Origin of the sequence: Paracoccus sp. (in: a-proteobacteria), from assembly GCF_047605025.1 — a bacterium.
Classification (GTDB): Bacteria; Pseudomonadota; Alphaproteobacteria; order Rhodobacterales; family Rhodobacteraceae; genus Paracoccus.
In genome coordinates, this window is the sequence record NZ_JASGGO010000001.1 from 188,485 (window position 1) to 208,949 (window position 20,465).

General features: G+C 67.4%; 21 protein-coding genes. 6 read left to right on the forward strand and 15 right to left on the reverse strand.

Going from position 1 to position 20,465, the window contains the following annotated elements; all coding sequences use genetic code 11:
- Positions 1-5: 5 nt before the first annotated feature.
- The 10 genes from QM682_RS00850 to efp form a co-directional block, all read right to left on the reverse strand.
- Complete coding sequence (locus tag QM682_RS00850) at positions 6-599, reverse strand: 2-dehydro-3-deoxy-6-phosphogalactonate aldolase (protein ID WP_415126124.1); 594 nt, start codon at positions 597-599, stop codon at positions 6-8.
- Positions 596-1,522, reverse strand: a complete 927-nt coding sequence (locus QM682_RS00855) for a 2-dehydro-3-deoxygalactonokinase (protein ID WP_415126126.1) — start codon at positions 1,520-1,522, stop codon at positions 596-598. Before QM682_RS00855 ends, QM682_RS00850 begins: the two co-directional genes overlap by 4 nt.
- Complete coding sequence (locus QM682_RS00860) at positions 1,516-2,463, reverse strand: Gfo/Idh/MocA family protein (protein ID WP_415126128.1); 948 nt, start codon at positions 2,461-2,463, stop codon at positions 1,516-1,518. The genes QM682_RS00855 and QM682_RS00860 overlap by 7 nt, the downstream gene beginning before the upstream one ends.
- Positions 2,450-4,192 (reverse strand): L-arabinonate dehydratase, encoded by a 1,743-nt coding sequence (gene araD, locus QM682_RS00865; RefSeq protein ID WP_415126130.1) that lies wholly within the window; start codon positions 4,190-4,192, stop codon positions 2,450-2,452. The genes QM682_RS00860 and araD overlap by 14 nt, the downstream gene beginning before the upstream one ends.
- Positions 4,189-5,379: a multiple monosaccharide ABC transporter permease gene (gene mmsB, locus QM682_RS00870; RefSeq protein WP_415126132.1), complete on the reverse strand. Its 1,191-nt coding sequence runs from the start codon at positions 5,377-5,379 to the stop codon at positions 4,189-4,191. The genes araD and mmsB overlap by 4 nt, the downstream gene beginning before the upstream one ends.
- On the reverse strand, positions 5,372-6,946 hold the full coding sequence (gene mmsA / locus QM682_RS00875; RefSeq protein ID WP_415126134.1) for a multiple monosaccharide ABC transporter ATP-binding protein: 1,575 nt from the start codon (positions 6,944-6,946) through the stop codon (positions 5,372-5,374). The genes mmsB and mmsA overlap by 8 nt, the downstream gene beginning before the upstream one ends.
- A gap of 64 nt (positions 6,947-7,010) precedes the next feature.
- Positions 7,011-8,075: a multiple monosaccharide ABC transporter substrate-binding protein gene (gene chvE, locus QM682_RS00880; RefSeq protein WP_415126136.1), complete on the reverse strand. Its 1,065-nt coding sequence runs from the start codon at positions 8,073-8,075 to the stop codon at positions 7,011-7,013.
- 278 nt (positions 8,076-8,353) lie between these two features.
- The gene (locus tag QM682_RS00885; protein ID WP_415126138.1) at positions 8,354-8,653 is read right to left on the reverse strand and encodes a GNAT family N-acetyltransferase; all 300 of its coding nucleotides are present in this window, start codon (positions 8,651-8,653) and stop codon (positions 8,354-8,356) included.
- A 3-nt stretch (positions 8,654-8,656) separates the two neighbouring features.
- Positions 8,657-8,926 (reverse strand): hypothetical protein, encoded by a 270-nt coding sequence (locus tag QM682_RS00890; protein ID WP_415126140.1) that lies wholly within the window; start codon positions 8,924-8,926, stop codon positions 8,657-8,659.
- Between the two features lie 103 nt (positions 8,927-9,029).
- The gene (gene efp, locus QM682_RS00895) at positions 9,030-9,593 is read right to left on the reverse strand and encodes an elongation factor P (RefSeq protein WP_415126142.1); all 564 of its coding nucleotides are present in this window, start codon (positions 9,591-9,593) and stop codon (positions 9,030-9,032) included.
- 341 nt (positions 9,594-9,934) lie between these two features.
- Here efp and QM682_RS00900 point away from each other — a divergent pair, with 341 nt between their 5' ends.
- Positions 9,935-10,255, forward strand: a complete 321-nt coding sequence (locus tag QM682_RS00900; RefSeq protein WP_024842734.1) for a DUF6280 family protein — start codon at positions 9,935-9,937, stop codon at positions 10,253-10,255.
- A 103-nt stretch (positions 10,256-10,358) separates the two neighbouring features.
- Here the strand turns inward: QM682_RS00900 and QM682_RS00905 are convergent, their stop codons facing one another.
- The 3 genes from QM682_RS00905 to QM682_RS00915 all read right to left on the reverse strand — a co-directional run bounded on the left by QM682_RS00905 (position 10,359) and on the right by QM682_RS00915 (position 11,787).
- Complete coding sequence (locus QM682_RS00905) at positions 10,359-10,634, reverse strand: hypothetical protein (protein ID WP_415126145.1); 276 nt, start codon at positions 10,632-10,634, stop codon at positions 10,359-10,361.
- A gap of 86 nt (positions 10,635-10,720) precedes the next feature.
- A complete protein-coding gene (locus QM682_RS00910) occupies positions 10,721-11,437 on the reverse strand; it encodes an LrgB family protein (RefSeq protein WP_415126147.1) in 717 nt (238 codons plus the stop codon).
- Positions 11,434-11,787 carry a CidA/LrgA family protein gene (locus QM682_RS00915; RefSeq protein WP_415126149.1) on the reverse strand — a complete coding sequence of 118 codons (354 nt, stop codon included), beginning with the start codon at positions 11,785-11,787 and terminating at the stop codon, positions 11,434-11,436. Before QM682_RS00915 ends, QM682_RS00910 begins: the two co-directional genes overlap by 4 nt.
- 148 nt (positions 11,788-11,935) lie before the next feature.
- Here QM682_RS00915 and QM682_RS00920 point away from each other — a divergent pair, with 148 nt between their 5' ends.
- From QM682_RS00920 to QM682_RS00940, 5 genes are read left to right on the forward strand one after another with little or no spacing between them, the layout of a single operon-like run.
- The gene (locus QM682_RS00920) at positions 11,936-15,379 is read left to right on the forward strand and encodes a chromosome segregation SMC family protein (RefSeq protein WP_415126151.1); all 3,444 of its coding nucleotides are present in this window, start codon (positions 11,936-11,938) and stop codon (positions 15,377-15,379) included.
- Positions 15,380-15,439: 60 nt separating this feature from the next.
- Positions 15,440-15,880 carry a RidA family protein gene (locus QM682_RS00925; protein ID WP_415126153.1) on the forward strand — a complete coding sequence of 147 codons (441 nt, stop codon included), beginning with the start codon at positions 15,440-15,442 and terminating at the stop codon, positions 15,878-15,880.
- Positions 15,877-16,626 (forward strand): glycerophosphodiester phosphodiesterase family protein, encoded by a 750-nt coding sequence (locus tag QM682_RS00930; protein WP_415126155.1) that lies wholly within the window; start codon positions 15,877-15,879, stop codon positions 16,624-16,626. The genes QM682_RS00925 and QM682_RS00930 overlap by 4 nt, the downstream gene beginning before the upstream one ends.
- Entirely contained in the window at positions 16,623-17,387 is a 765-nt protein-coding gene (locus QM682_RS00935; protein WP_415126157.1) for an SDR family oxidoreductase, read from the forward strand. Before QM682_RS00930 ends, QM682_RS00935 begins: the two co-directional genes overlap by 4 nt.
- Positions 17,388-17,419: 32 nt before the next feature.
- Positions 17,420-18,577, forward strand: coding sequence for a GNAT family N-acetyltransferase (locus QM682_RS00940; protein ID WP_415126159.1), 1,158 nt, complete (start codon positions 17,420-17,422; stop codon positions 18,575-18,577).
- A 15-nt stretch (positions 18,578-18,592) separates the two neighbouring features.
- Here the strand turns inward: QM682_RS00940 and QM682_RS00945 are convergent, their stop codons facing one another.
- Together QM682_RS00945 and QM682_RS00950 are read right to left on the reverse strand one after the other, a co-directional pair.
- Complete coding sequence (locus tag QM682_RS00945) at positions 18,593-19,423, reverse strand: TIGR02186 family protein (protein ID WP_415126160.1); 831 nt, start codon at positions 19,421-19,423, stop codon at positions 18,593-18,595.
- A complete protein-coding gene (locus QM682_RS00950) occupies positions 19,420-20,343 on the reverse strand; it encodes a sulfite exporter TauE/SafE family protein (RefSeq protein WP_415126162.1) in 924 nt (307 codons plus the stop codon). The genes QM682_RS00945 and QM682_RS00950 overlap by 4 nt, the downstream gene beginning before the upstream one ends.
- Between the last annotated feature and the right edge of the window lie 122 nt (positions 20,344-20,465).

Below are 20,465 nucleotides of genomic sequence, written 5' to 3' on the forward strand. Positions count from 1 at the left end.
TTGCCTCATGTCAGGGCGGCGACCATCTCGCGGGCGCGGGCGCCCACGGCCTCGGCGCTGTCGCCGGGCTTGTAAAGCGCGCCGCCGATGCCGAAGCCCTGCGCCCCCGCCGCGAACCATTCGGCGAAATTCGAAGGCCCGACGCCTCCCACGGCATAGACCGGGATGTCGGGGGGCAGCACGGCACGCAGCGCCTTCAGCAAGACGGGACCGGCGGTGTCGGCGGGAAAGAGCTTCAGCCCCGTCGCGCCCGCCTCGATCGCGGCAAAGCATTCGGTGGCGGTAAAGACGCCGGGATAGCTCTCCATCCCCAGATGCCGGGCTTCGGCGATGACCTGGGGGTTCATGTTGGGCGACACGATCATGCGTCCGCCCGCGTCGGCGACCTGCACCACCTGTTCGGGGCGCAGGACCGTGCCAGCGCCGATGATGGCCTGCCCAGAGAAGCTGGTCGCCATCAGGCGGATGCTTTCCAGCGGATCGGGCGAATTCAGCGGCACCTCGATCCGGTCGATCCCCGCCTCGATCAGCGCGGCGCCGACCGGGATGGCTTCCGAGGGCGTCAATCCGCGCAGGATGGCGATGATGGGTTGGGTCATGCTGTCTCCAAGGCTAGGGCGGCGGCGGAAAGGCCCGCCAGGACCAGGGCCGCGCCATCCAGTTCGTAGGCATCGCCGCCCGCTCGGGTCAAGCCCTGGACATAAAGCCCCGCAAGTTCCGCCGCCCCGATCACCGCCACCCGGCGATCCTGCCACAGCATCCGCGCCGCCGCGATTTCGGCCCCGATCAGCAGACCCGAGAGACGCCCGGCCGCCTGTTTTGCGCCAAGCCCTTGCAGCAGCGCCGCCGCGCGCAGCGGGAACAGATGCAGGGGCAGGGTTTCGGGTTGCTCCAGCGCATGGGTCAGCGCCGCGCGGAAGGCATCCGCGTCCAGGCCGGCCGCGCCGATGGTCAGGCGTAGGACCGATTGCCGGGTCAGCAGGGCATAAAGCTCTCCGGTCATGAAGGTGTGAAAGCCCGTCACCTGGCCATTCTGGATCGCGACCCATTTGCAATGGGTGCCGGGCAGGCAGAGCGTGCCCCGGAAATCGGGGTTCAGGGCCAGGAAGCCCGCGATCTGGGTTTCCTCGCCGCGCATCACGTCGGGCGGATCGGCCTGGGACAGTCCGGGCAGGATATGGACCAGGATGCGCGGATCGCGCAGCGGTGGCCGGGTCGCGCGCAGCGGGTCCAGGGGCGGGCAGGGGATGGCGCGATATTCCGCCTCGGCCCAGCCGGTGCGGGCGCCGACCATGCCGCAGGCGACGACCGGGACCGGGGGCGCATCCGAGGGGGGCAGCCAATCCGCGATCAGGTCCAGCAGGGCTGGCTCGAACCCGTCCGGGGTCAGTCCGCCCATGCCCTGATCCGAGGCGCGGCTGTCCAGCGCCCGCGCCCCCGCCATCGCCCAGGCCCGCAGCCGGGTCGTGCCCCAGTCAACGGCGATCCAGCCGGGGGCTACCATTGGAACGGGGGCTACCATTGGAAGCCTTCGGTCTGCACGCGCCGGCCCAGCATCATCGCATCGGCGACATGGCGGAAAGGGGCCAGGTCCACATCGCTTTCGCCCCGCGCGATCAGTTGCGCGAACCGGGCATAGATGCGGTCGTATTCCCCCGAGAGCGAGCGTTCGGCCGCGATCGGCTGGCCGTCGATGACGACCGTGGCGCCGCCCTGCGACAGTTCCAGCAGGCCGCGATCCGTCTGGATGCGCATGTCCCAGGTCTGGGTGCCGGTTTCGCGAAAGTCGAAATCCAGATCGACCGGCGCGCCCTCCTCGGTCAGCATCCTCAGCCGCGCGGCGATGGGCGTGTCGCGGTTTTCGGGGAATTCCAGCACCGCCTCGGTGGTGTAAAGCGCGACCGGCAGGATATGGGTCAGGATCGAATAGGCGTTGATGCCGGGATCGAAGACGCCGGTGCCGCCGGGGGCGAAGATCCAGTCCTGGCCCGGATGCCAGCGCCGCACATCCTCGCGCCAGGTGACGGTAAGGGCGGTGACGTGCTTGTCGGCCAGCCAGGCTTTCGCGCCCGGAATGCCCGGCGCGAACTGGCTGTGCCAGGCGGCGAACAGCACCCGTCCCTGTTCGGCGGCGATGCGTCGCAGGGTCATCACCTCGGAAACGGTGGTGCCCGGCGGCTTTTCAAGCAGCACATGCTTGCCCGCCAGCAGCGCCTGCCGCGCCACGGCAAAGCGCACCTGCGGCGGCGTGCAAAGCGAGACCGCCTGAACCTCTGGCCGCTTGCGCAGGAAATCGTCCAGATCGGCGAAGCTTTCGACCCCATCGGCGCGGTTCACCGGATCGACGGTGGCCGCCAGGGTGAACACGCCCGAGCCGTCCAGCGCCGCGCGATGCTGGTCCCGCGCGATCTTGCCGAACCCGATGATGGCCAGGTCGATGCCCGTTTCCTTAATGACTGTCACGGCCCACCCCGCTTCCCCGGCAGCCCTTCAGAAAGTCGAAATCCGCCCCGGTATCCGCGCCCTCGACATGATCGTGGAACATGCGGGCATAGCCGCTGGCGGGCGGATCGGCGGGCGGGGTCCATTCGGCCAGGCGCCGGGCGATCTCGGCATCGGGCAGGTCCAGATGCAGGCGCCGCTCGGGCACGTCCAGCTCGATGAAGTCGCCGGTCCGCACGATGGCCAAAGGCCCGCCCCGCGCCGCCTCGGGCGAGGTATGCAGGACCACCGTGCCATAGGCCGTCCCGGACATGCGCGCGTCGGAAATCCGCACCATGTCGGTGATGCCCTTTTTCAGCACCTTGGGCGGCAGGCCCATATTGCCGACCTCGGCCATGCCGGGATAGCCGCGCGGGCCGCAGTATTTCATCACCATGATGCTGTTTTCGTCGATGTCTAGGCTGTCGTCGTTGATCCGCGCCTTGTAATCGTCGATGTCCTCGAAGACCACGGCGCGGCCGCGATGGCGCATCAGATGCGGGCTGGCGGCCGAGGGTTTCAGGACCGCGCCGTCCGGCGCCAGGTTCCCGCGCAGGACCGCGATCCCGCCCTGCGGCGTCAGCGCCTTTTCCACCGGCAGGATCACGTCGGGATTCCAGTTCCGCGCCTCGTTGACCTCGTTCCAGATGGTTTCGCCCGAAACGGTCAGGGCGTCGCGATGCAGCACGCCGGCCTCGCCCAGGCGCTTCAGCACCACGGGCAGGCCGCCGGCATAGAAGAACTCTTCCATCAGGTATTTGCCCGAGGGCATCAGGTTCACGATGGTCGGAATGTCGCGCCCGCAGCGGTCCCAGTCGTCCAGCGTCAGATCCACCCCGACGCGTCCGGCCAACGCCAGAAGATGGATCACGGCGTTGGTCGATCCGCCGATGGCGCCGTTGGCGCGGATCGCGTTTTCGAATGCCTGCCTGGTCAGGATGTCGCTGGGCTTCAGATCGTCCTTGACCATCTGCACGATGCGCCGGCCGGTCAGTTGCGCCATGACGCGGCGGCGGCTGTCCACCGCCGGGATCGCGGCATTGCCCGACAGCGCCATCCCCAGCGCCTCGGCCATGCTGGCCATGGTGCTGGCGGTGCCCATGGTGTTGCAGGTCCCCGACGACCGGCTCATCGCCTGTTCGGCCTCCAGGAATTCGTCCTGGGTCATCTCGCCGGCCTTCACGGCCTCCGAGAATTTCCACAGATGCGTGCCGGACCCGATCCGTTCGCCCTGGAACCAGCCGTTCAGCATCGGCCCCCCGGTCACCACGATCGAGGGGATGTCGGTCGAGGCCGCGCCCATCATCAGGCTGGGCGTGGTCTTGTCGCAGCCGACCATCAGCACCGCGCCGTCGATGGGCTGGCCGCGCATCGCCTCCTCGACCGCCATGGCGGCAAGGTTGCGATACATCATCGCGGTCGGGCGATAGGTGTTCTCGCTGGCGGAAAACACCGGCACCTCGACCGGAAAGCCGCCGGCCTCCCAGACGCCGGCCTTCACCTTCTCGGCCAGTTCGCGCAGATGGCCGTTGCAGGGCGTCAGGTCGGTCCAGGTGTTCAGGATGCCGATCACCGGGCGGCCGTCGAACAGGTCGTGCGGATGGCCCTGGTTCTTGAGCCAGCCGCGATGATAGATCGTGTCGCGCGAATTGCCGCCATACCAATGCTGCGAGCGCAGCTTGCGCGGCCATTCAGCGGGTTTGAAGGTCATGATTTGCTCTTGTTCGATACGTCGAAGATGACGGCGGCCATCAGCACCAGGCCCTTGATGACCTGCTGATAGTCGATGCCGATGCCCAGGATCGACATGCCGTTGTTCATCACCCCCATGATGAAGGCGCCGACCACGGCCCCGATCACGGTGCCGACCCCGCCCGCCATCGAGGCGCCGCCGATGAAGACCGCCGCGATCACGTCAAGCTCGAATCCGACGCCGGCCTTGGGCGTGGCCGAGTTCAGCCGCGCCGAGACGACCAGCCCGGCCAGAGCCGCCAGCATCCCCATGTTCACGAAGGTCATGAAGACCACGCGCTCGCTGTTGATGCCCGACAGCTTGGCTGCCTTGGCATTGCCGCCGATGGCATAGATGCGCCGGCCGATGGTCGTGCGTTCGGACAGGAAGGCGTAAAGGGCGACCAGCACCGCCATGACGATGAAGACGTTGGGCAGGCCGCGGAAATTCGCCAACGCCCAGGTCATCCAGGCCAGCGCGATGAAGATCAGCGCGTTCTTGGCGACGAAAAAGGGGAAGGGCTCGTCCGCGATGCCCACGGCCTCTTCGCGCTTGCGGTTGCGGATCTGGATCCACAGGATCACCAGCGCCGCCGCCCAGCCCAGGATCAGTGACAGCGTGTTGGGCTTGTCCGGCCCGAACAGGTCCGGGATGAAGCCCGAGGCGATCATCTGGAACTCGCGCGGGAAGGGGCCGATGGACTGGCCCTGCAAGACCCACATGGTCAGGCCGCGAAAGACCAGCATCCCCGCCAGGGTGACGATGAAGCTGGGGATCTTCCAATAGGCGATCCAATAGCCCTGTGCGGCACCGATCAGGCCCCCGGCGACCAGCGCCAGCACGACCACCACCGGCACCGGCAGGCCCATGCGCACGATCATCAGCGCCGCCAGCGCGCCCACGAAGGCCGCGACCGATCCGACCGACAGGTCGATATGCCCCGCCACGATGATCAGCAGCATGCCGACCGCCATGATCACGATATGGCTGTTTTGCAGGAACAGGTTGGTCAGGTTGACGGGGCGGAACAGGATGCCGCCGGTCACGACCTGGAAAAAGGCCATGATGATGATCAGCGCGAACAGGATGCCGTATTCGCGGATGTTGCGGCGGATGAAGCCAAAGGTATCGCCCCCTTTGCGGGCTTCGGTCGCGGTGTCAGACATGGGCTGCCTCGGTTTCGAGCTCTTCGGGAGAGATGTCATCCTCGGTCAGGTCGTGACCCGAATTGATGATGATCTCCATGATGCGTTCCTGCGTGGCCTGCGAGGTGGGCAGGTTGCCGACCAGCCGCCCCTCGTTCATGACCAGGATGCGGTCGGTGATGCCCAGAAGCTCGGGCATTTCCGAGGAAATCACGATGATCGACTTCCCCGCCGCCGCCAGGTCGCGGATGATGGTATAGATTTCGTATTTCGCGCCGACATCGATGCCGCGCGTCGGCTCGTCCAGGATCAGGATTTCCGGTCCCGAGAACAGCCATTTCGCCAGCACCACCTTCTGCTGGTTGCCGCCCGACAGGTTCACCGTCGCCTGGTCGACCGAGGATGAGCGGATGTTGATCTGCTTGCGATAGTCGCGCGCGACCTGGCCTTCCTTGTGGCGGTCGATCACGCCCTTGGGTGCGACGCCGGGCAGGTTCGCCAGCGGGATGTTGCGCTTGATCGTGTCGATCAGCACCAGGCCCAGCGATTTGCGGTCCTCGGTCACATAGGCCAGCCCCGCCTTGATCGCCCTGGGCACGGTCGAGACATCGACCTCGCGCCCGTGGATCTTGACGCTGCCCTTGCGGAATTCGCCCATCGAGCGGCCGAAGATCGACATCGCAAGCTCGGTCCGGCCGGCGCCCATCAGGCCCGCGATGCCCAGAACCTCGCCCCGGTGCAGATCGAAGCTGGCGCGGTCCACCATCGGGCGGCCGTCGCGGCCCGGATCGGCCACGGTCCAGTCGCGCACCTGCATCACCACCTCGCCGATCTTCGGCTCGCGCGGGGGATAGCGGTCGCTCATCGAGCGACCCACCATGTCCTTGATGATCTGGCTTTCCGGCACCATCCCCTGATGATGGGCCACGGTCGCGCCGTCGCGGATCACCGTGATGCTGTCGCAAAGCTGGCTGATCTCGTTGAGCTTGTGCGAGATCATGATGGCGGTCATGCCCTCGTCGCGGAAGCTGGCCAGAAGCCGCAGCAGCGCCGCCGAGTCGTTTTCGTTAAGCGAACTGGTCGGCTCGTCCAGGATCAGCAGATCGACCTTTTTCGACAGCGCCTTGGCGATCTCGACAAGCTGCTGCTTGCCCATGCCAAGCGCGCCGACCTTGGTTTCCGGGCTTTCGCGCAGCCCCACCTTGGCCAGAAGCTCGGCGGTGCGGCGGTTCGTCTCGTGCCGGTCGATGACCCCGCGCGAGGCGATTTCGTTGCCCAGGAAGATGTTCTCGGCAATCGACATCTGCGGCACCAGGGCAAGTTCCTGGTGGATGATGACGATGCCCTGCGCCTCGCTGTCATGGATGCCGCGAAAGGCCATGGGCTTGCCGTTGTAAAGGATTTCCCCCCGATAGTCGCCATGCGGATAGACGCCTGAAAGCACCTTCATCAGTGTGGACTTGCCGGCGCCGTTCTCGCCGCAAAGGGCGCGGATCTCGCCCCGGCGGACCACCATGTTCACATTGTCGAGGGCTTTCACCCCGGGGAATTCCTTGGTGATGCCTCGCATTTCCAGAATGGCATCCATGGTTGCGCCTCCCTCGCGTTCCGTGGAAACACGCCGCCGGATCGGCTCCGGCGGCGCAAATGGCTTACTTGAGCTGTTCGGCCTTGTAATAGCCCGAGCCGACCAGAATCTCCTCCACATTGGTCTTGGTCACGGCCACCGGCTCAAGCAGATATGACGGGACGACCTTGACGCCGTTGTTATAGGTTTTGGTGTCGTTCACCTGCGGCTCTTCGCCCTTGATCATGGCGTTGACCATGCCGACGGTGACTTTCGCCAATTCGCGGGTGTCCTTGAAGATGGTCGAATACTGCTCATCCGCCAGGATCGACTTGACCGATTGCAACTCGGCGTCCTGGCCGGTGACGATGGGCATCTTCAGATCGCCCGAGCCGTAGCCCACGCCCTTGAGCGAGGACAGGATCCCGATCGACAGCCCGTCATAGGGTGAAAGCACGCCATTCACCTGCTTGTCGGTATAGTTCGCGGACAGGATGTTATCCATGCGCGACTGCGCGGTCGCCGGATCCCAGCGCAGCGTGCCGACCTTGTCCATGCCCGACTGGCCCGAGGGAATCACGATTTCGCCGGAATCGACCAGCGGCTGGATCACCGACATGGCGCCGTCATAGAAGAAATAGGCGTTGTTGTCGTCCGGGCTGCCGCCGAACAGTTCGACATTCCAAGGCTTGGTGTCGGGGAAACGTTCTTTCAGGCCGTTGACCAGGGTGGTCGCCTGCTCGACGCCCACCTTGAAGTTGTCGAAGGTGGCGTAATAGTCGATGTCGGGCGTGTCGCGGATCAGCCGGTCATAGGCGATGATCTTGACATCCGACGCCTTGGCGTTGGCCAGCGCGTTCGACAGCGTGGTGCCGTCGATGGCCGCGATCACCAGCACGTTCACGCCCTTGGTGATCATGTTCTCGATCTGGGCAAGCTGGTTGGGGATGTCGTCATCGGCATATTGCAGGTCCGTCGTATAGCCGGCGTCCTGGAACTGCTTGACCATGTTGTTGCCGTCGTCGATCCAGCGGGCCGAGGTTTTGGTCGGCATCGAGATCCCGACCATGCCTTCGGCCGCGGCGATTCCCGGCACCGAAAGCGCCGCGACCGAAGCGGCCGCCAGCGCGAATTTGCGAAGACTGAACATTGTTTCCTCCCGTTCACGGGCACGGCGGAATGCGGCGCTGTCGGCGCCTTGTCATCCTGACCGTGCTTTCCCCCCTTCAGGCGGGCAGAATCTGATCTTGCCCGCAGCGACGGCTTGCGCCGCCCGCATGGCCCCAAGCTAGACCGCCGGTGTGAGGACAGTCAATTTTGCTTTGCGCGGTCGGTAAATCTTTTACGATTCGCGGCGGACGTGTCTTGCGTCACGGGAAAACGCCCCGCCCTGGGGCGGGGAAAACGGTCGGCCAGGCCGCCGCGCATTCAGGCGCGCAGGTCCGCCCAGTCGGGATGCCGGTCGAACTGGGCGCGCACATAGGAACAGGCCGGGACGATTCGCAGCCCTTTGCGCCGGGCATCGGCGATCAGCCGCTCGACCAGCGCGCTGGCGATGCCCGAGCCGCGCAGGCTGGCCGGCACATAGGTGTGATCCGCCACGATGGTGCCCGGCCCGGCGGCGCGCCAGGTCAGTTCCGCCTCGTCCCGGCCCGGACCCAGGGTCGCGAAATAGCGCCCGGATCGGCCGTCATCCTGGTGAAGAACGGTAAGGTTCGGCTGCGACATGGATCAATCCGGATTGCCGTCTGGTGGCGTCTTGTCCTGCCGCTGATTATCGGCGAGCGGGGGCCGCCAGCCGTCAGGCCATTGTGCCTTGAGCGGCGGGGTGCCGGAAAACGGCGGCTGGAGCATCTCGCGCATCATTTCGAGCGCCGCCAGTTCCAGATTTCGCAACCGCTCCATCTTAAGAGCGATCCGCCGCTGGGCGATGGCCCTGTGCATCTTTCCCGAAGCTGAGGCTGGCACGGGCTGGCCCTCATTGTTTTCAACTCGGGTCAAACGCGGCTCTTGTGGGCAGGGTTCCCGCGCCCGAGGCGGGTTCTCAAGATTATTTCGGCCCGGCGCGGAATGGTGCGCCGGGCCGGGTGTTCAGGCCAGGAGTTCAGGCCCGTTCGGAATATTCGAAAAGCTCGGTATTGACGACGATGCGTTCATCCGTGCCGACGAAGGGCGGGATCATCACGCGCACGCCATTGTCCAGGATCGCGGGCTTGAAGCTTTTCGCGGCCGTCTGTCCGTTCAGCACGGGCTCGGTCTCGACCACCTTGCAGACGACCTTCTGCGGGATGCGGACGGAAAGCGCCTCGTCGCCGTAATATTCCACGGCGGCCATCATGCCGTCCTGAAGGAAGGGCCGGCGGTCGCCCAGCAGGTCGGCGTCCAGTTCGGTCTGCTCGAAGGTCTCGCTGTCCATGAACACCAGCTTGCCGTCGGTCTCATACAGGAATTGCTGGTCCTTGAACTCCAGATGCACCTGTTCGACCTTGTCCTCGGAACGGAAGCGCTCGTTCAGCTTGCGGCCGTCGCGCAGGTTCTTCAACTCGACCTGGGCGAAGGCGCCGCCCTTGCCGGGCTTGACATGGTTCACCTTGACCGCGCCCCAAAGTCCGCCGTCATGTTCCAGAACGATGCCCGGCTTGATTTCATTGCCGTTGATCTTGGCCATTTTTCAACCTTGTGTTTGATGCAATCCGGCGGGCCTAAGCCTTGAACCGCGATTTTGCGCACCTATATCCACCCACGCGGTCCAAGGCAACGCAGGCACTGTTGCGATATTGTCAAGGGGGCGGGTGGGGCCACGGTCGGCTTGACGCTGATGCTTTTCGTGGGCTAACCGTGGAATCTTGGAGGGGTTGCATGGAACGCATGGCTGTCATGAGGCAGGGCCCATACCGAATCAGAGCCGGGATCGGATAAGCCGACCGGACACACCGTATTGGCGACCAAAAAGACAGGGCAGGGGCCTTGTCCTATGCGGACTGCAAGAAAAACAGGATTAAGAAGAAAATGCGCGATTTCGTGGATGGCTCGGCTTTCAATTTCGAACAGGGGCAACGTGCCCGCAAGCTTTTTGCCGCCGTTGTGCTGGCTGCTCTGGACGATGCCATCGCGGATGACAAAAAATATGGCAACGGGCCTGATCAGATTGCACGTTGGGCACGCTCGCGCGACGGTCGCGAGGTTCTGTCCTGCGCGGGAATCGATCCCAATGAGCGTGTGGTCAAGGGCCTGATGGAGTTCGTGGCCAAGGGCGTGCGCACCTCGGTCGCGCTGTCGCGCGAGGAATCCGAGCGCCGCCATGCCGCCGAAGAGGCCGACGCCGCATAAGCGCAGCGGTGTCGCGTGGGTTGGGCCGTCCTTCGGGGCGGCCTTTTTTGTTGGGGCGGCCTTTTTGCTTGGGGTCGGCGCGGATGCTTGTCGTTCTCCCGGATCAATCCCTTGGGATTATGGTAACCACGCATTCATCGTTCGTGCCGAGGCCCGCCTTGCTGCATTGAGGTGCGGTCAGGTTGAAGAAAAATACGTCCGAACCCTTGCCCCAAGGGCGGATGCTTCGCCTGAATGGCCCCGTGTCGTTCAGCCTGACATCGGCCGGAAAGGTCACCGTCCTGCCCCGCATGTATTCCGATCTTACGACGACATACCGAGGAAGAAACTCTTCCTTGCGGAGAATCCTTGCCAAGAAGGAGATGTGCGCCTCGTCCATCCGGTCACCTTCTTGCGCAAGGGCCCCGCCTGGCACTTTATCGTAAACCAGAACCATATGACGGAAAATGATTAAAAGCGCGACCGTTACTGGAACAGATGCAGGATCAGCGGCGCGATGATCGCGGTCAGCACGGCGTTCAACCCCATGCCGATGCTGGCGAAGGCGCCAGCGGTGTCATTGACCTGAAACGCCCGCGCGGTGCCGATGCCATGGGCGGCGACGCCCACCGCAAGACCCCGCGCCCGCCAGTCGCGCACACCCAGCAGGTTCAGCAGGGGCGTCGCGATGACGGCGCCGAAGATGCCGGTCAGCAGCACCAGGACGGCGGTGATCGTCGGCTCTCCGCCCAGGCTTTCGGCGATGCCGATGGCCACCGGCGCCGTGGTCGATTTCGGTGCCAGGCTGGCCAGCATCATGTCGGACAGGCCGAACGCCTTGGCAATCGCCAGGACGGAGATGACGGCGGTCAGCGACCCCGCCACCAGCGCCGCGATCAGCGGCAGCGCCGCCTGCCGCAGCCGGGGCAGGTTGTCGTAAAGCGGCATTCCCAGCGCGACCGTGGCCGGGCCCAGCATGAAGTGGACGAATTGCGCGCCCTCGAAATAGGTGGCGTAGCTGGTGCCCGTGATCCCCAGCCCCAGCGCCAGCAGGATCACCGCGACCAGCACCGGATTGGCCCAGCTTTGCCGCCCCATGGCGCGAAAGAAGCGGTCGCCCGCCCAATAGGCCAGCAGGGTCGCCGTCAGCCACAGCAGCGGTCCCTGCGTCAGATAGGACCAGATCAGGACCGGATCCGTCATTCCTCGGTCCGCCCGGTCAGGCGTGCGACCCAGGCAAAGACCAGCGCCCCGGCCCCGATGGCCAGCGCGGTCGAGAGGGTCAGCGCCACGGCGATCGCCAGCCCGTCGCTGCGGAACTGGCCCAGATGCGCGACGATGCCCACGCCCGCCGGCACGAAGAACAGCGACAGGTTCCCCAGCAGCCCGCGCACGACCGGGCGCAGCATCGTGGCCAGCGCGGGCCGCAGGTGGCAGGCCGCGACCAGCAGCACCAGCCCGATCACCGGCCCCGGCAGTGGCAGGCCAAGCCCGCGCGCGGCGATTTCGCCGATCAGTTGGAAGCACAGAAGGATGGCCAGCGCGGGGATCATGGCCGCAGGTTAGCATTTGCCCCGCCCCCTTTTGAACCCTTAAACCTTGTGGATAAGCCCGCGCCTTGGCCAAGATATGGGGTTGCGGTTGACTTGCCGGGCCGGATCGCCGAAAAATTCGGCGGAATTTGCACGATCCTGGACACCGATGCGTTTCGACCGGCTGCGCCTCAATGGCTTCAAAAGCTTCGTGGACCCGACCGATCTGGTCATCCGCGAGGGGCTGACCGGCGTGGTCGGACCCAATGGCTGCGGCAAGTCGAACCTGTTGGAGGCCCTGCGCTGGGTCATGGGCGAGAACCGTCCCACCGCCATGCGCGGCGAGGGGATGGAGGATGTGATCTTCGCGGGCACCACCCGCCGTTCGGCCCGCGCCCATGCCGAGGTGGCGCTGACCATCGACAACAGCGACCGCCTGGCGCCCGCCGGGGTGAATGACAGCGACGCGCTGGAGATTTCGCGCCGGATCACCCGCGATGCGGGCAGCGCCTATCGCATCAACGGGCGTGAGGTGCGGGCGCGGGATGTGCAGATGCTGTTCGCCGATGCCTCGACCGGGGCGCATTCGCCGGCGCTTGTGCGGCAGGGGCAGATCTCGGAGCTGATCAACGCCAAGCCCAAGGCGCGGCGGCGGGTGCTGGAAGAGGCGGCGGGGATCAGCGGCCTTTACCAGCGCCGCCACGAGGCGGAGTTGAGGCTGAACGCCGCCGAGGCGAACCTGACCCGCGTGGACGACACGCTGGATCAGCTATCGACCCAGGCCGCCAGCCTTGCCCGCCAGGCCCGCGCCGCCGCCCGCTATCGCGAGATCGGCGCCGCGCTGCGCCGGGCCGAGGGCGTGCTGCTGTATCGCCGCTGGGCCGAGGCCGACCAGGCCAGGGCCGGCGCGGCCGAGGCTTTGGCCCAGGCCCTGCGCGCGGCATCCGAGGCCGAGACCCAGGCTCGCCGCGCCATCGCCGCGCGCGAGCAGGCGGATGCCGTCCTGCCCCCCCTTCGCGAAGAGGAACAGGTCGCCGCCGCGATCCTGTCGCGCGCCACGGTCGAGCGTGAGGCCCTTGACGAGGCCGAGGCCCGTGCCGCCCAGGCGATCCAGACCCTGCTGGCCCGCATCTCGCAACTGGACCGCGACATCGAGCGCGAGACCGCGCTGAACCGCGACGCGGGCGAGGTCATCGCGCGGCTGGAATGGGAGCGGACCGAACTGGAAAAGGCCGGCGCCGGCCAGTCCGGGCGCCAGGACCTGGCGCGCGAGACCTCCGAGGAAGCCGCCGAGGCACTGCGCGAGGTGGAGACCCGCCTTGCCGAACTGACCGACGAATCCGCCCGCCTTGCCGCCCGCCACCAATCCGCCGAACGTCTGGCCCATGACCTGCGCCAGATGCTGGACCGGGCCGAGCGCGCGGCGGCGCAGGCCGGGCAGGCGGTCGAGGCCGCCGCCACCACCGGCGCCGAGGCCCATTCCGCCCGCGAAACCGCTGAAGAGGCGATGGAATTTGCCCGCGAGCGGGTCGAGGCGACCGAGGAGGCGCTGGCCGACGCCGAGGAAAGCCGCGCCGCCCTGGAGGCCGAGGAATCCGAAGCCCGTGCCGCTCGGGCCGAAGCCGAGGGCGAGCTTTCGGCCCTGAACGCCGAGATGGCGGCGCTGAAGCGGCTGGTCGAGCGCGGGCTTGGCAACGGCGCGATCCTGGATCTGGTGCGGGTGGCACGGGGCCATGAGGCGGCTTTCGGTGCGGCCCTGGGCGACGATCTGAACGCGGGGCTGGTGCGGGACGGCTCGGGTTGGCACGCGCTGCCCGACTATGACCCCGCGCAGCCCTTGCCGCCGGGCGCTGCGCCCCTGGCCCCCCATGTCCAGGCGCCCGAGGCATTGCGTCGCCGCCTGTCCCAGGTGGGGCTGGTCGCGGATGCGGCGCGGGGGGCGGCGCTGCAAGACCGCCTTGGCCCCGGTCAGCGGCTGGTCACGCCACGGGGCGATCTGTTCCGCTGGGACGGGATGCGGGTGCTGGCGGGCGAGGCGTCGTCCTCGGCCGCGCTGCATCTGCAAAAGGTCAACCAACTGGCCGAGCTGAGCGCCCAGGCCGGGGCCGCCGAGACCCGTGCCGATCATGCACGGGAGATGCACCGGGCATGCACCGGCCGTCATGCCGCCGCGACCGAGGCCGAGAAGCGTGCCCGCGAAGCCCGGCGCGAGGCCGAGCGCGGCCTGTCCGAGGCGGCCCGTGCCGTCACCCGCGCCGAATCCGACCTGTCGCTGGCGCAAAGCCGCGCCGAATCCGCCCGCGCGGAACTGGCCCGTCACCGCGCCGATGCCGAGGATGCCCGGACCCGTCTGCTGGAAGCCACCCGCGCTCTGGACGGTCTGCCCGACCGTGCCGCTGCCGCCGAGGCGGTCGAGCATGCCCGCATGGGGGTCGAGGCCGCGCGCATCGCCACCATGACCCGCCGCGCCGCCTTGGAGGAGCTTCGCCGCGAGGCGACCGCGCGCACCAGGCGCCTGCAAGAGATCGCCAAGGAGGAATCCGGCTGGCGCCTGCGCCTGGACCAGGCCGGCGGCCGCGCCGCCGAACTGACCGCCCGGCGCGAGGATGCGGGCGCGCAACTGGACGAGGCCGAGGCCCAGCCCGAGATCCTGGCCGAGCGGCGCACGGCCCTGACCGAGGCCGAGGCCCAGGCCGCCGCCCGGCTGACCCGCGCCCGCGCCGCGCTGTCGGCGGCCGAGCAGGCCCTGCGCCTTGCCGCCGAGACCGAGCGCGAGGCCGAGCGCCTGGCCTCGGACGCGCGTGAGGCCCGCGCCGCCCGCGAAGCCCGCGCCGAGGCCGCGACCGAGGCAGAGGCGGGTGCCCGCGCCCGTATCCAGGAGGATGCCGAGACCACGCCCGAGGCCCTGCGAGACGCCCTGGGCCAGGTCGAAGACACCCCCTCGGATGCGCTTGAGGACCAGATCGCGCGGCTGCGCCAAAGCCGCGACGCGCTGGGCGCGGTCAACCTGCGCGCCGATGAGGATAAGGCCGAACTGGAAACCGAACGCGACCGCCTGGCCGCCGAAAAGGCCGATCTGGCCGAGGCGATCCGCAAGCTGCGCCAGGGCATCGGCAGCCTGAACCGCGAGGGGCGCGAGCGCCTTCTGGCCGCTTTCGACACGGTGAACCGCAATTTCACCACGCTGTTCACGCATCTGTTCGGCGGCGGCGAGGCGCGGCTGGTGCTGGTCGAATCCGACGATCCGCTTGAGGCCGGGCTGGAGATCATGTGCCAGCCTCCGGGCAAGAAGCTTTCGGTCCTGAGCCTGCTTTCGGGGGGCGAGCAGACCCTGACCGCGCTGGCGCTGATCTTCGCGGTGTTCCTGGCCAATCCCGCCCCGATCTGCGTCCTGGACGAGGTGGACGCGCCCCTGGACGACGCCAACGTCACCCGCTTCTGCGACCTGATGGACGAGATGACGCGCCGCACCGACACGCGCTTCCTGGTGATCACGCACCATGCCGTGACCATGGCGCGGATGGACCGGCTTTTCGGCGTCACCATGGTCGAACAGGGCGTGAGCCAGCTTGTCAGCGTCGATCTGAAACGGGCCGAGGCGCTGGTCGCCTAGGGGCTTGCGCCGCGCCGCCAGGGGGGCAACAGTCCCCGCATCACCTGAAAGGAGCTTTCCATGAGCATCGAGACCAGACTTTCCGAACTGGGCATCACGCTTCCCGACGCGCCGGCGCCTGCGGCGAATTATGTGCCCTATGTGATCTCGGGGAACATGCTGTTCATCTCGGGGCAGATCTCGGCGGCCAAGGGCAAGCTGGGGGCCGACCTGACGGTCGAGGCCGGGGCCGAGGCGGCACGGGGTTGCGGCCTGTCGATCCTGGCGCAGGCAAAAGCGGCGCTGGGATCGCTGGACCGCGTGAAGCGCGTGGTCAAGCTGGGCGGTTTCGTCAACTCGACCCCGGATTTCACCGATCAGCCCGAGGTGATCAACGGCTGCTCGAACCTGATGGCCGAGGTGTTTGGCGAAAGGGGCCAGCATGCCCGCGCCGCCGTCTCGTGCCCTGCTTTGCCGCGCGGCGTCGCGGTCGAGGTCGAGGCGATCCTGGAAATCGAATGACCCTTCTGCACCCGGATTTCCTGCGCCGCCCGATCGCGCATCGGGGTCTGCATTCGCCGGGGGTGCCGGAAAACAGCATGGCGGCGTTTCGTGCCGCCATCGCGGCGGGCTATGGCATCGAATGCGATATCCAGCCTGCTTCGGATGGCACGGCCATGGTGTTTCACGACCATGACCTGCCGCGCCTGACCGGGACTCAGGGGCTGATCCGCGACATGGGCGCCGACGCGCTGTCGAGGCTGCGCCTGATGGGGACCGACGAGCCGATCCCGACCCTGGAGGGGCTGCTGGCCGAGGTCGCGGGCCGGGTGCCGCTGCTGATCGAGATCAAGGACCAGAGCCTGCGCGCGGCGCCCGATACGGGCGAACTGTCCCGGCGCGCGGCCGAACTGGTCGCGGCCTATCGCGGCGCGGTCGCGGTCATGTCCTTCAACCCCGATGGCGTCGCGGCTTTTCATCGGGCCGCGCCCGGCGTGGCGGTCGGGCTGACCACCTGCGGCTATCAGGCGCGCGACTGGCCGATGCTGGACGCGCCCACCCGCGCGCGTCTGGCGCGGATCGCGGATTTCGGGCGGGTGGGGGCCAGCTTCATCTCGCATGACCGCCAGGATCTGCGGAACCCGGCGGTGCTGGCGCTGAAGGAAAGGGGCGTGCCGGTGCTGACCTGGACGGTCGGCTCGGCGCGGCAGGCAAGGGCCGCGCGGCGCGTGGCCGACAACATCACATTCGAGGGGTATCTGCCATGACCGACCAGTCCGCGCCCGGCGCGGGGCGCATGCTTGTCACCGGAGGTTCGCGCGGGATCGGCCGGGCGGTGGCGCTGCTGGCCGCCGCGCGCGGCTGGGACGTGGCGCTGAACTGGCGCGGCGACGAGGCTGCCGCCGAAACCGTCGCCCAGGCCATCCGCGACATGGGCCGCAAAGCGGTGACGGTGCGGGGCGATGTCGCCCATGAGGACGACGTGATCCGCATCTTCGACGCCGCCGAGGCCGGGCTGGGCGGGCTGGATGCCGTCATCGTGAACGCGGGCATCGCGGCCCAGACCTCGCGCCTGGCCGATATGGACCTTGCCCGGATCGAGCGGGTGATCCGCGTCAACGTCATCGGCGCGCTGCTGACCTGCCGCGAGGCCGCGCGCCGCCTGCGTCCCGGCACGGCGCCGGGGGCCAGCATCACGCTGATCGGCTCGGCTGCCTCGCGGTTGGGCGGGGGCGGGCAATATGTGGACTACTCGGCTTCGAAAGCCGCGCTTGAGGCGTTGAACAACGGGCTGTCCAAGGAGCTTGCCCGCGACGGCATCCGCGTCAACCTGATCCGCCCCGGCCTGATCGAGACCGATATCCATGCCGAGATCGGCGACCCCGACCGTCCCCGCCGCCTGGCCGACACCGTGCCCATGGGCCGCCCCGGCAGCGCCGAGGAAGTGGCGGAAAGCGTGCTGTGGCTGTCCTCGCCTCGGGCGAGCTATGTCACGGGCGCGGTTCTGGATGTCACCGGCGGGCGCTGACAAAGCGCCCCGCCGGACCTATCCTGCACCGCATGAGCGAAGTGACCGTCTCCGTCCTGCCCGCGATCTCTGGCATCGACGCCGCCCTTTGGGATGGCTGCGGCGCCGGGGCGAACCCCTTTACCACCCACCGCTTCCTGGCCGCGCTTGAGGATTCCGGCTCGGTCGGCGAAGGCACGGGCTGGCATCCCAGCCATCTGGTCGCGCGCCGGGGCGGCCGGGTCGCGGGCGTCGCGCCCTGCTATCTGAAGACCCACAGCCAGGGCGAATATATCTTCGATCACGCCTGGGCGCAGGGTTATGAGCGTGCGGGCGGGCGCTATTACCCCAAGCTGCAATGCGCGGTGCCCTTTACCCCGGTGACGGGGCGGCGGCTGATCGCGACCGATCCGGCGGTGCAGGCGGCGCTTTTGCAGGCCATGGCGCAGGTGGCCGGGCAATCGGGCCTTTCGGGCGCGCATGTCACCTTCTGCACCGAGGCCGAGGCCGGAATCGGCGCCGCGCAGGGCTTCCTGCCCCGCGTAAGCGAGCAGTTCCACTGGCTGAACCAGGGCTATGCCAGCTTCGAGGATTTCCTGGCGCGGCTCAGTTCCCGCAAGCGCAAGGCCATCCGCAAGGAGCGCGAGCGGGCGCAGGCTTTCGGCGGCGGCATCGTCGCCCTGACCGGCGACCAGATCCGCCCCGCGCATTGGGACGCCTTTTGGGAGTTTTACCAGGACACCGGCAGCCGCAAATGGGGCCGGCCCTATCTGACGCGGGATTTCTTCGACCGGCTGCACCGCACCATGCGCGGCGACTGCCTGCTGATCCTGGCCGAGCGCGAGGGGCGCGCCATCGCCGGCGCGCTGAACCTGATCGGTCCCGACGCGCTTTATGGCCGCTATTGGGGCTGCGTCGAGGATCATCCCTGCCTGCATTTCGAGCTTTGCTATCACCAGGCCGTCGACTGGGCCATCGCCCATGGGCTTTCCAGGGTAGAGGCCGGGGCACAGGGCGAGCACAAGCTGGCGCGGGGCTATCTGCCCAGCCGGACCCATTCGCTGCATTGGCTGCGCGATCCGGGCTTTCAGCGCGCCGTGGCCGACTACCTTGGCCGTGAAGCCCAGGCAGTGGACGAAGAAATGGCCTATCTGGAGCAGCTTGGCCCCTTTCGGCGCGGCCCGGTCAGCCAGGGGCCGGCTGCGGATTAGGTGGCGGCGGACTAGCTAGCCCCGCCGCAGCAGCCGGAAGCCCGCCGAGGCGGCCCAGCCCGCGAAGACCGCGATGGCCAGCGACATGAAGCCGTAAAGGAAGGGCTGTCCCAGCGCCAGGCGGTGCAGCCATCGCTCCAGCCCGACCTTGCGCACCTCGATGGGGGCGCGGAAGGTATTGATCACCTTGCCGTCGCGCACCAGAAGGATGCGGGTGCCGTAATAGCCCTCGATCAGGTTGGCGGGCAGGCTGACATCGGCGCGAAACAGGGTCTGCTGCGCCAGCAGGACCGCGCCCTCGTCCAGGCGGTAAAGGTCGGCATCCTCGCGCATGCGGACCAGCGCCTCGGTATAGGGCACCACATCGGGCACGTTCGGGGTGCCCGCCAGGGCGCGGATCGCCAGCGGGACCGAGATGCGGAAACGCTGATCCTGGTCGGGATCGAGGATCTGGTCCAAGGGGCGGGTGGTCGCCACGACATAGAAGATCGGCGCCGAGGCGACGCTGACCTTGCCGGTATTGACCCAGATGCCCAGGCGGCGCTCTTTGTGGCGGATGGTGACGGGGCGGGGCGGCCCCTCGACCGTGACGATCACGTCCAGGGGCGGTTTGGGGATCGGCGCCTCGCGCTTGATCGCGCCATAGATGATGATGTCCGAGCCGTCGAAATTGGTGGTGATGTCCACATCGTCGCGCGACAGGCCCGCGACGATCTGTTCCTCGGGGGGCGGCGGGGCGGGGGTCTGGGACGCGGATGCCAGCGGGCCGCGGCCAAGGCCGCTTTGCGCCGCGACGATCTGCGGCAGCAGCGCCAGGAACAGGGCAAGGACCGGCGCGCGGATCATTTCAGGATCCCCGGCGTCAGGGTGTAAAGCTCATCCGGGCGCAGGAACAGGTCCAGGGCCAGCTTGCCGCAGACCGCCAGCACCAGAAGCGCCAGCAGGATGCGCAACTGCTCGGCGCGCAGCTTCGCGCCCAGGGTGGTGCCGATCTGCGCCCCCACCACGCCGCCGATGATCAGCAAAAGCGCCAGCATCACGTCCACCGTGTTCGACGAGACGGCATGCATCAGCGTCGTATAGGCCGACAGGAACGTGATCTGGAAAAGCGAGGTGCCGATCACGACCTTGGTGGGCATGCCCAGCAGATAGATCATCGCCGGCACCATGATGAAGCCGCCGCCGACCCCCATCAGCGCCCCCAGAACGCCGACGCAGGCGCCCACCAGCAGCACCGGAATGGCGCTGATATACAGGCCCGAGGCGCGGAACTTGACCTTCAGGGGCCAGCGATGCACCCAGCCATGGCTATGGCGCCGCATGGGCTGGATCGGCCCGCTGCGCTGGCTGCGGCGCAGCGCGCGCAGGCTTTCTTGCAGCATCATGCCGCCGATCAGGCCCAGAAAGATCACATAGCAAAGCTGCACGACCAGATCGACCTGGCCGATCCGTTGCAACAGATTGAACAGGATCACCCCCAGGGACGAGCCGACCAGCCCGCCCGCCAGCAGCATCCAGCCCATGCGGAAATCGACGGATTTGCGCTTTACATGCGCCAGCAGCGCCGAGAAGGACGAGGCAACGACCTGGTTCGCCCCGGTCGCCACCGCGATGGCCGGGGGAATGCCGATGAAAAACAGAAGCGGCGTGATCAGGAAGCCCCCGCCCACGCCGAACAGGCCCGACATCAGGCCCACGACGCCCCCCAGCCCCACCAGGGTCAGGCCATTCACCACCACTTCGGCGATCGGAAGGTAGATCTGCATGTCTTATCCGGTTGGGCTTTCGCCTGATTCTGCCTGCGCGGCGAAGGCACGTCAAACGCCATACGCATCGCGCGGCGGGTTGTCGTGAACCTGTGGCCCGGCTAAGCATGGTTCTGACGCGG

What these genes read in the sequence shown, in the direction of transcription:
- araD (WP_415126130.1), bottom strand. Translation starts at nt 4,192, where the DNA reads ATGACCTTCAAACCCGCTGAATGGCCGCGCAAGCTGCGCTCGCAGCAT.
- QM682_RS00935 (WP_415126157.1), top strand. Translation starts at nt 16,623, where the DNA reads ATGACCGACCAGTCCGCGCCCGGCGCGGGGCGCATGCTTGTCACCGGA.
- QM682_RS00920 (WP_415126151.1), top strand. Translation starts at nt 11,936, where the DNA reads ATGCGTTTCGACCGGCTGCGCCTCAATGGCTTCAAAAGCTTCGTGGAC.
- QM682_RS00905 (WP_415126145.1), bottom strand. Translation starts at nt 10,634, where the DNA reads ATGGACGAGGCGCACATCTCCTTCTTGGCAAGGATTCTCCGCAAGGAA.
- QM682_RS00925 (WP_415126153.1), top strand. Translation starts at nt 15,440, where the DNA reads ATGAGCATCGAGACCAGACTTTCCGAACTGGGCATCACGCTTCCCGAC.
- QM682_RS00945 (WP_415126160.1), bottom strand. Translation starts at nt 19,423, where the DNA reads ATGATCCGCGCGCCGGTCCTTGCCCTGTTCCTGGCGCTGCTGCCGCAG.
- QM682_RS00915 (WP_415126149.1), bottom strand. Translation starts at nt 11,787, where the DNA reads ATGATCCCCGCGCTGGCCATCCTTCTGTGCTTCCAACTGATCGGCGAA.
- chvE (WP_415126136.1), bottom strand. Translation starts at nt 8,075, where the DNA reads ATGTTCAGTCTTCGCAAATTCGCGCTGGCGGCCGCTTCGGTCGCGGCG.
- QM682_RS00885 (WP_415126138.1), bottom strand. Translation starts at nt 8,653, where the DNA reads ATGTCGCAGCCGAACCTTACCGTTCTTCACCAGGATGACGGCCGATCC.
- mmsA (WP_415126134.1), bottom strand. Translation starts at nt 6,946, where the DNA reads ATGGATGCCATTCTGGAAATGCGAGGCATCACCAAGGAATTCCCCGGG.
- QM682_RS00900 (WP_024842734.1), top strand. Translation starts at nt 9,935, where the DNA reads ATGCGCGATTTCGTGGATGGCTCGGCTTTCAATTTCGAACAGGGGCAA.
- QM682_RS00850 (WP_415126124.1), bottom strand. Translation starts at nt 599, where the DNA reads ATGACCCAACCCATCATCGCCATCCTGCGCGGATTGACGCCCTCGGAA.
- QM682_RS00930 (WP_415126155.1), top strand. Translation starts at nt 15,877, where the DNA reads ATGACCCTTCTGCACCCGGATTTCCTGCGCCGCCCGATCGCGCATCGG.
- QM682_RS00950 (WP_415126162.1), bottom strand. Translation starts at nt 20,343, where the DNA reads ATGCAGATCTACCTTCCGATCGCCGAAGTGGTGGTGAATGGCCTGACC.
- mmsB (WP_415126132.1), bottom strand. Translation starts at nt 5,379, where the DNA reads ATGTCTGACACCGCGACCGAAGCCCGCAAAGGGGGCGATACCTTTGGC.
- efp (WP_415126142.1), bottom strand. Translation starts at nt 9,593, where the DNA reads ATGGCCAAGATCAACGGCAATGAAATCAAGCCGGGCATCGTTCTGGAA.
- QM682_RS00940 (WP_415126159.1), top strand. Translation starts at nt 17,420, where the DNA reads ATGAGCGAAGTGACCGTCTCCGTCCTGCCCGCGATCTCTGGCATCGAC.
- QM682_RS00855 (WP_415126126.1), bottom strand. Translation starts at nt 1,522, where the DNA reads ATGGTAGCCCCCGTTCCAATGGTAGCCCCCGGCTGGATCGCCGTTGAC.
- QM682_RS00910 (WP_415126147.1), bottom strand. Translation starts at nt 11,437, where the DNA reads ATGACGGATCCGGTCCTGATCTGGTCCTATCTGACGCAGGGACCGCTG.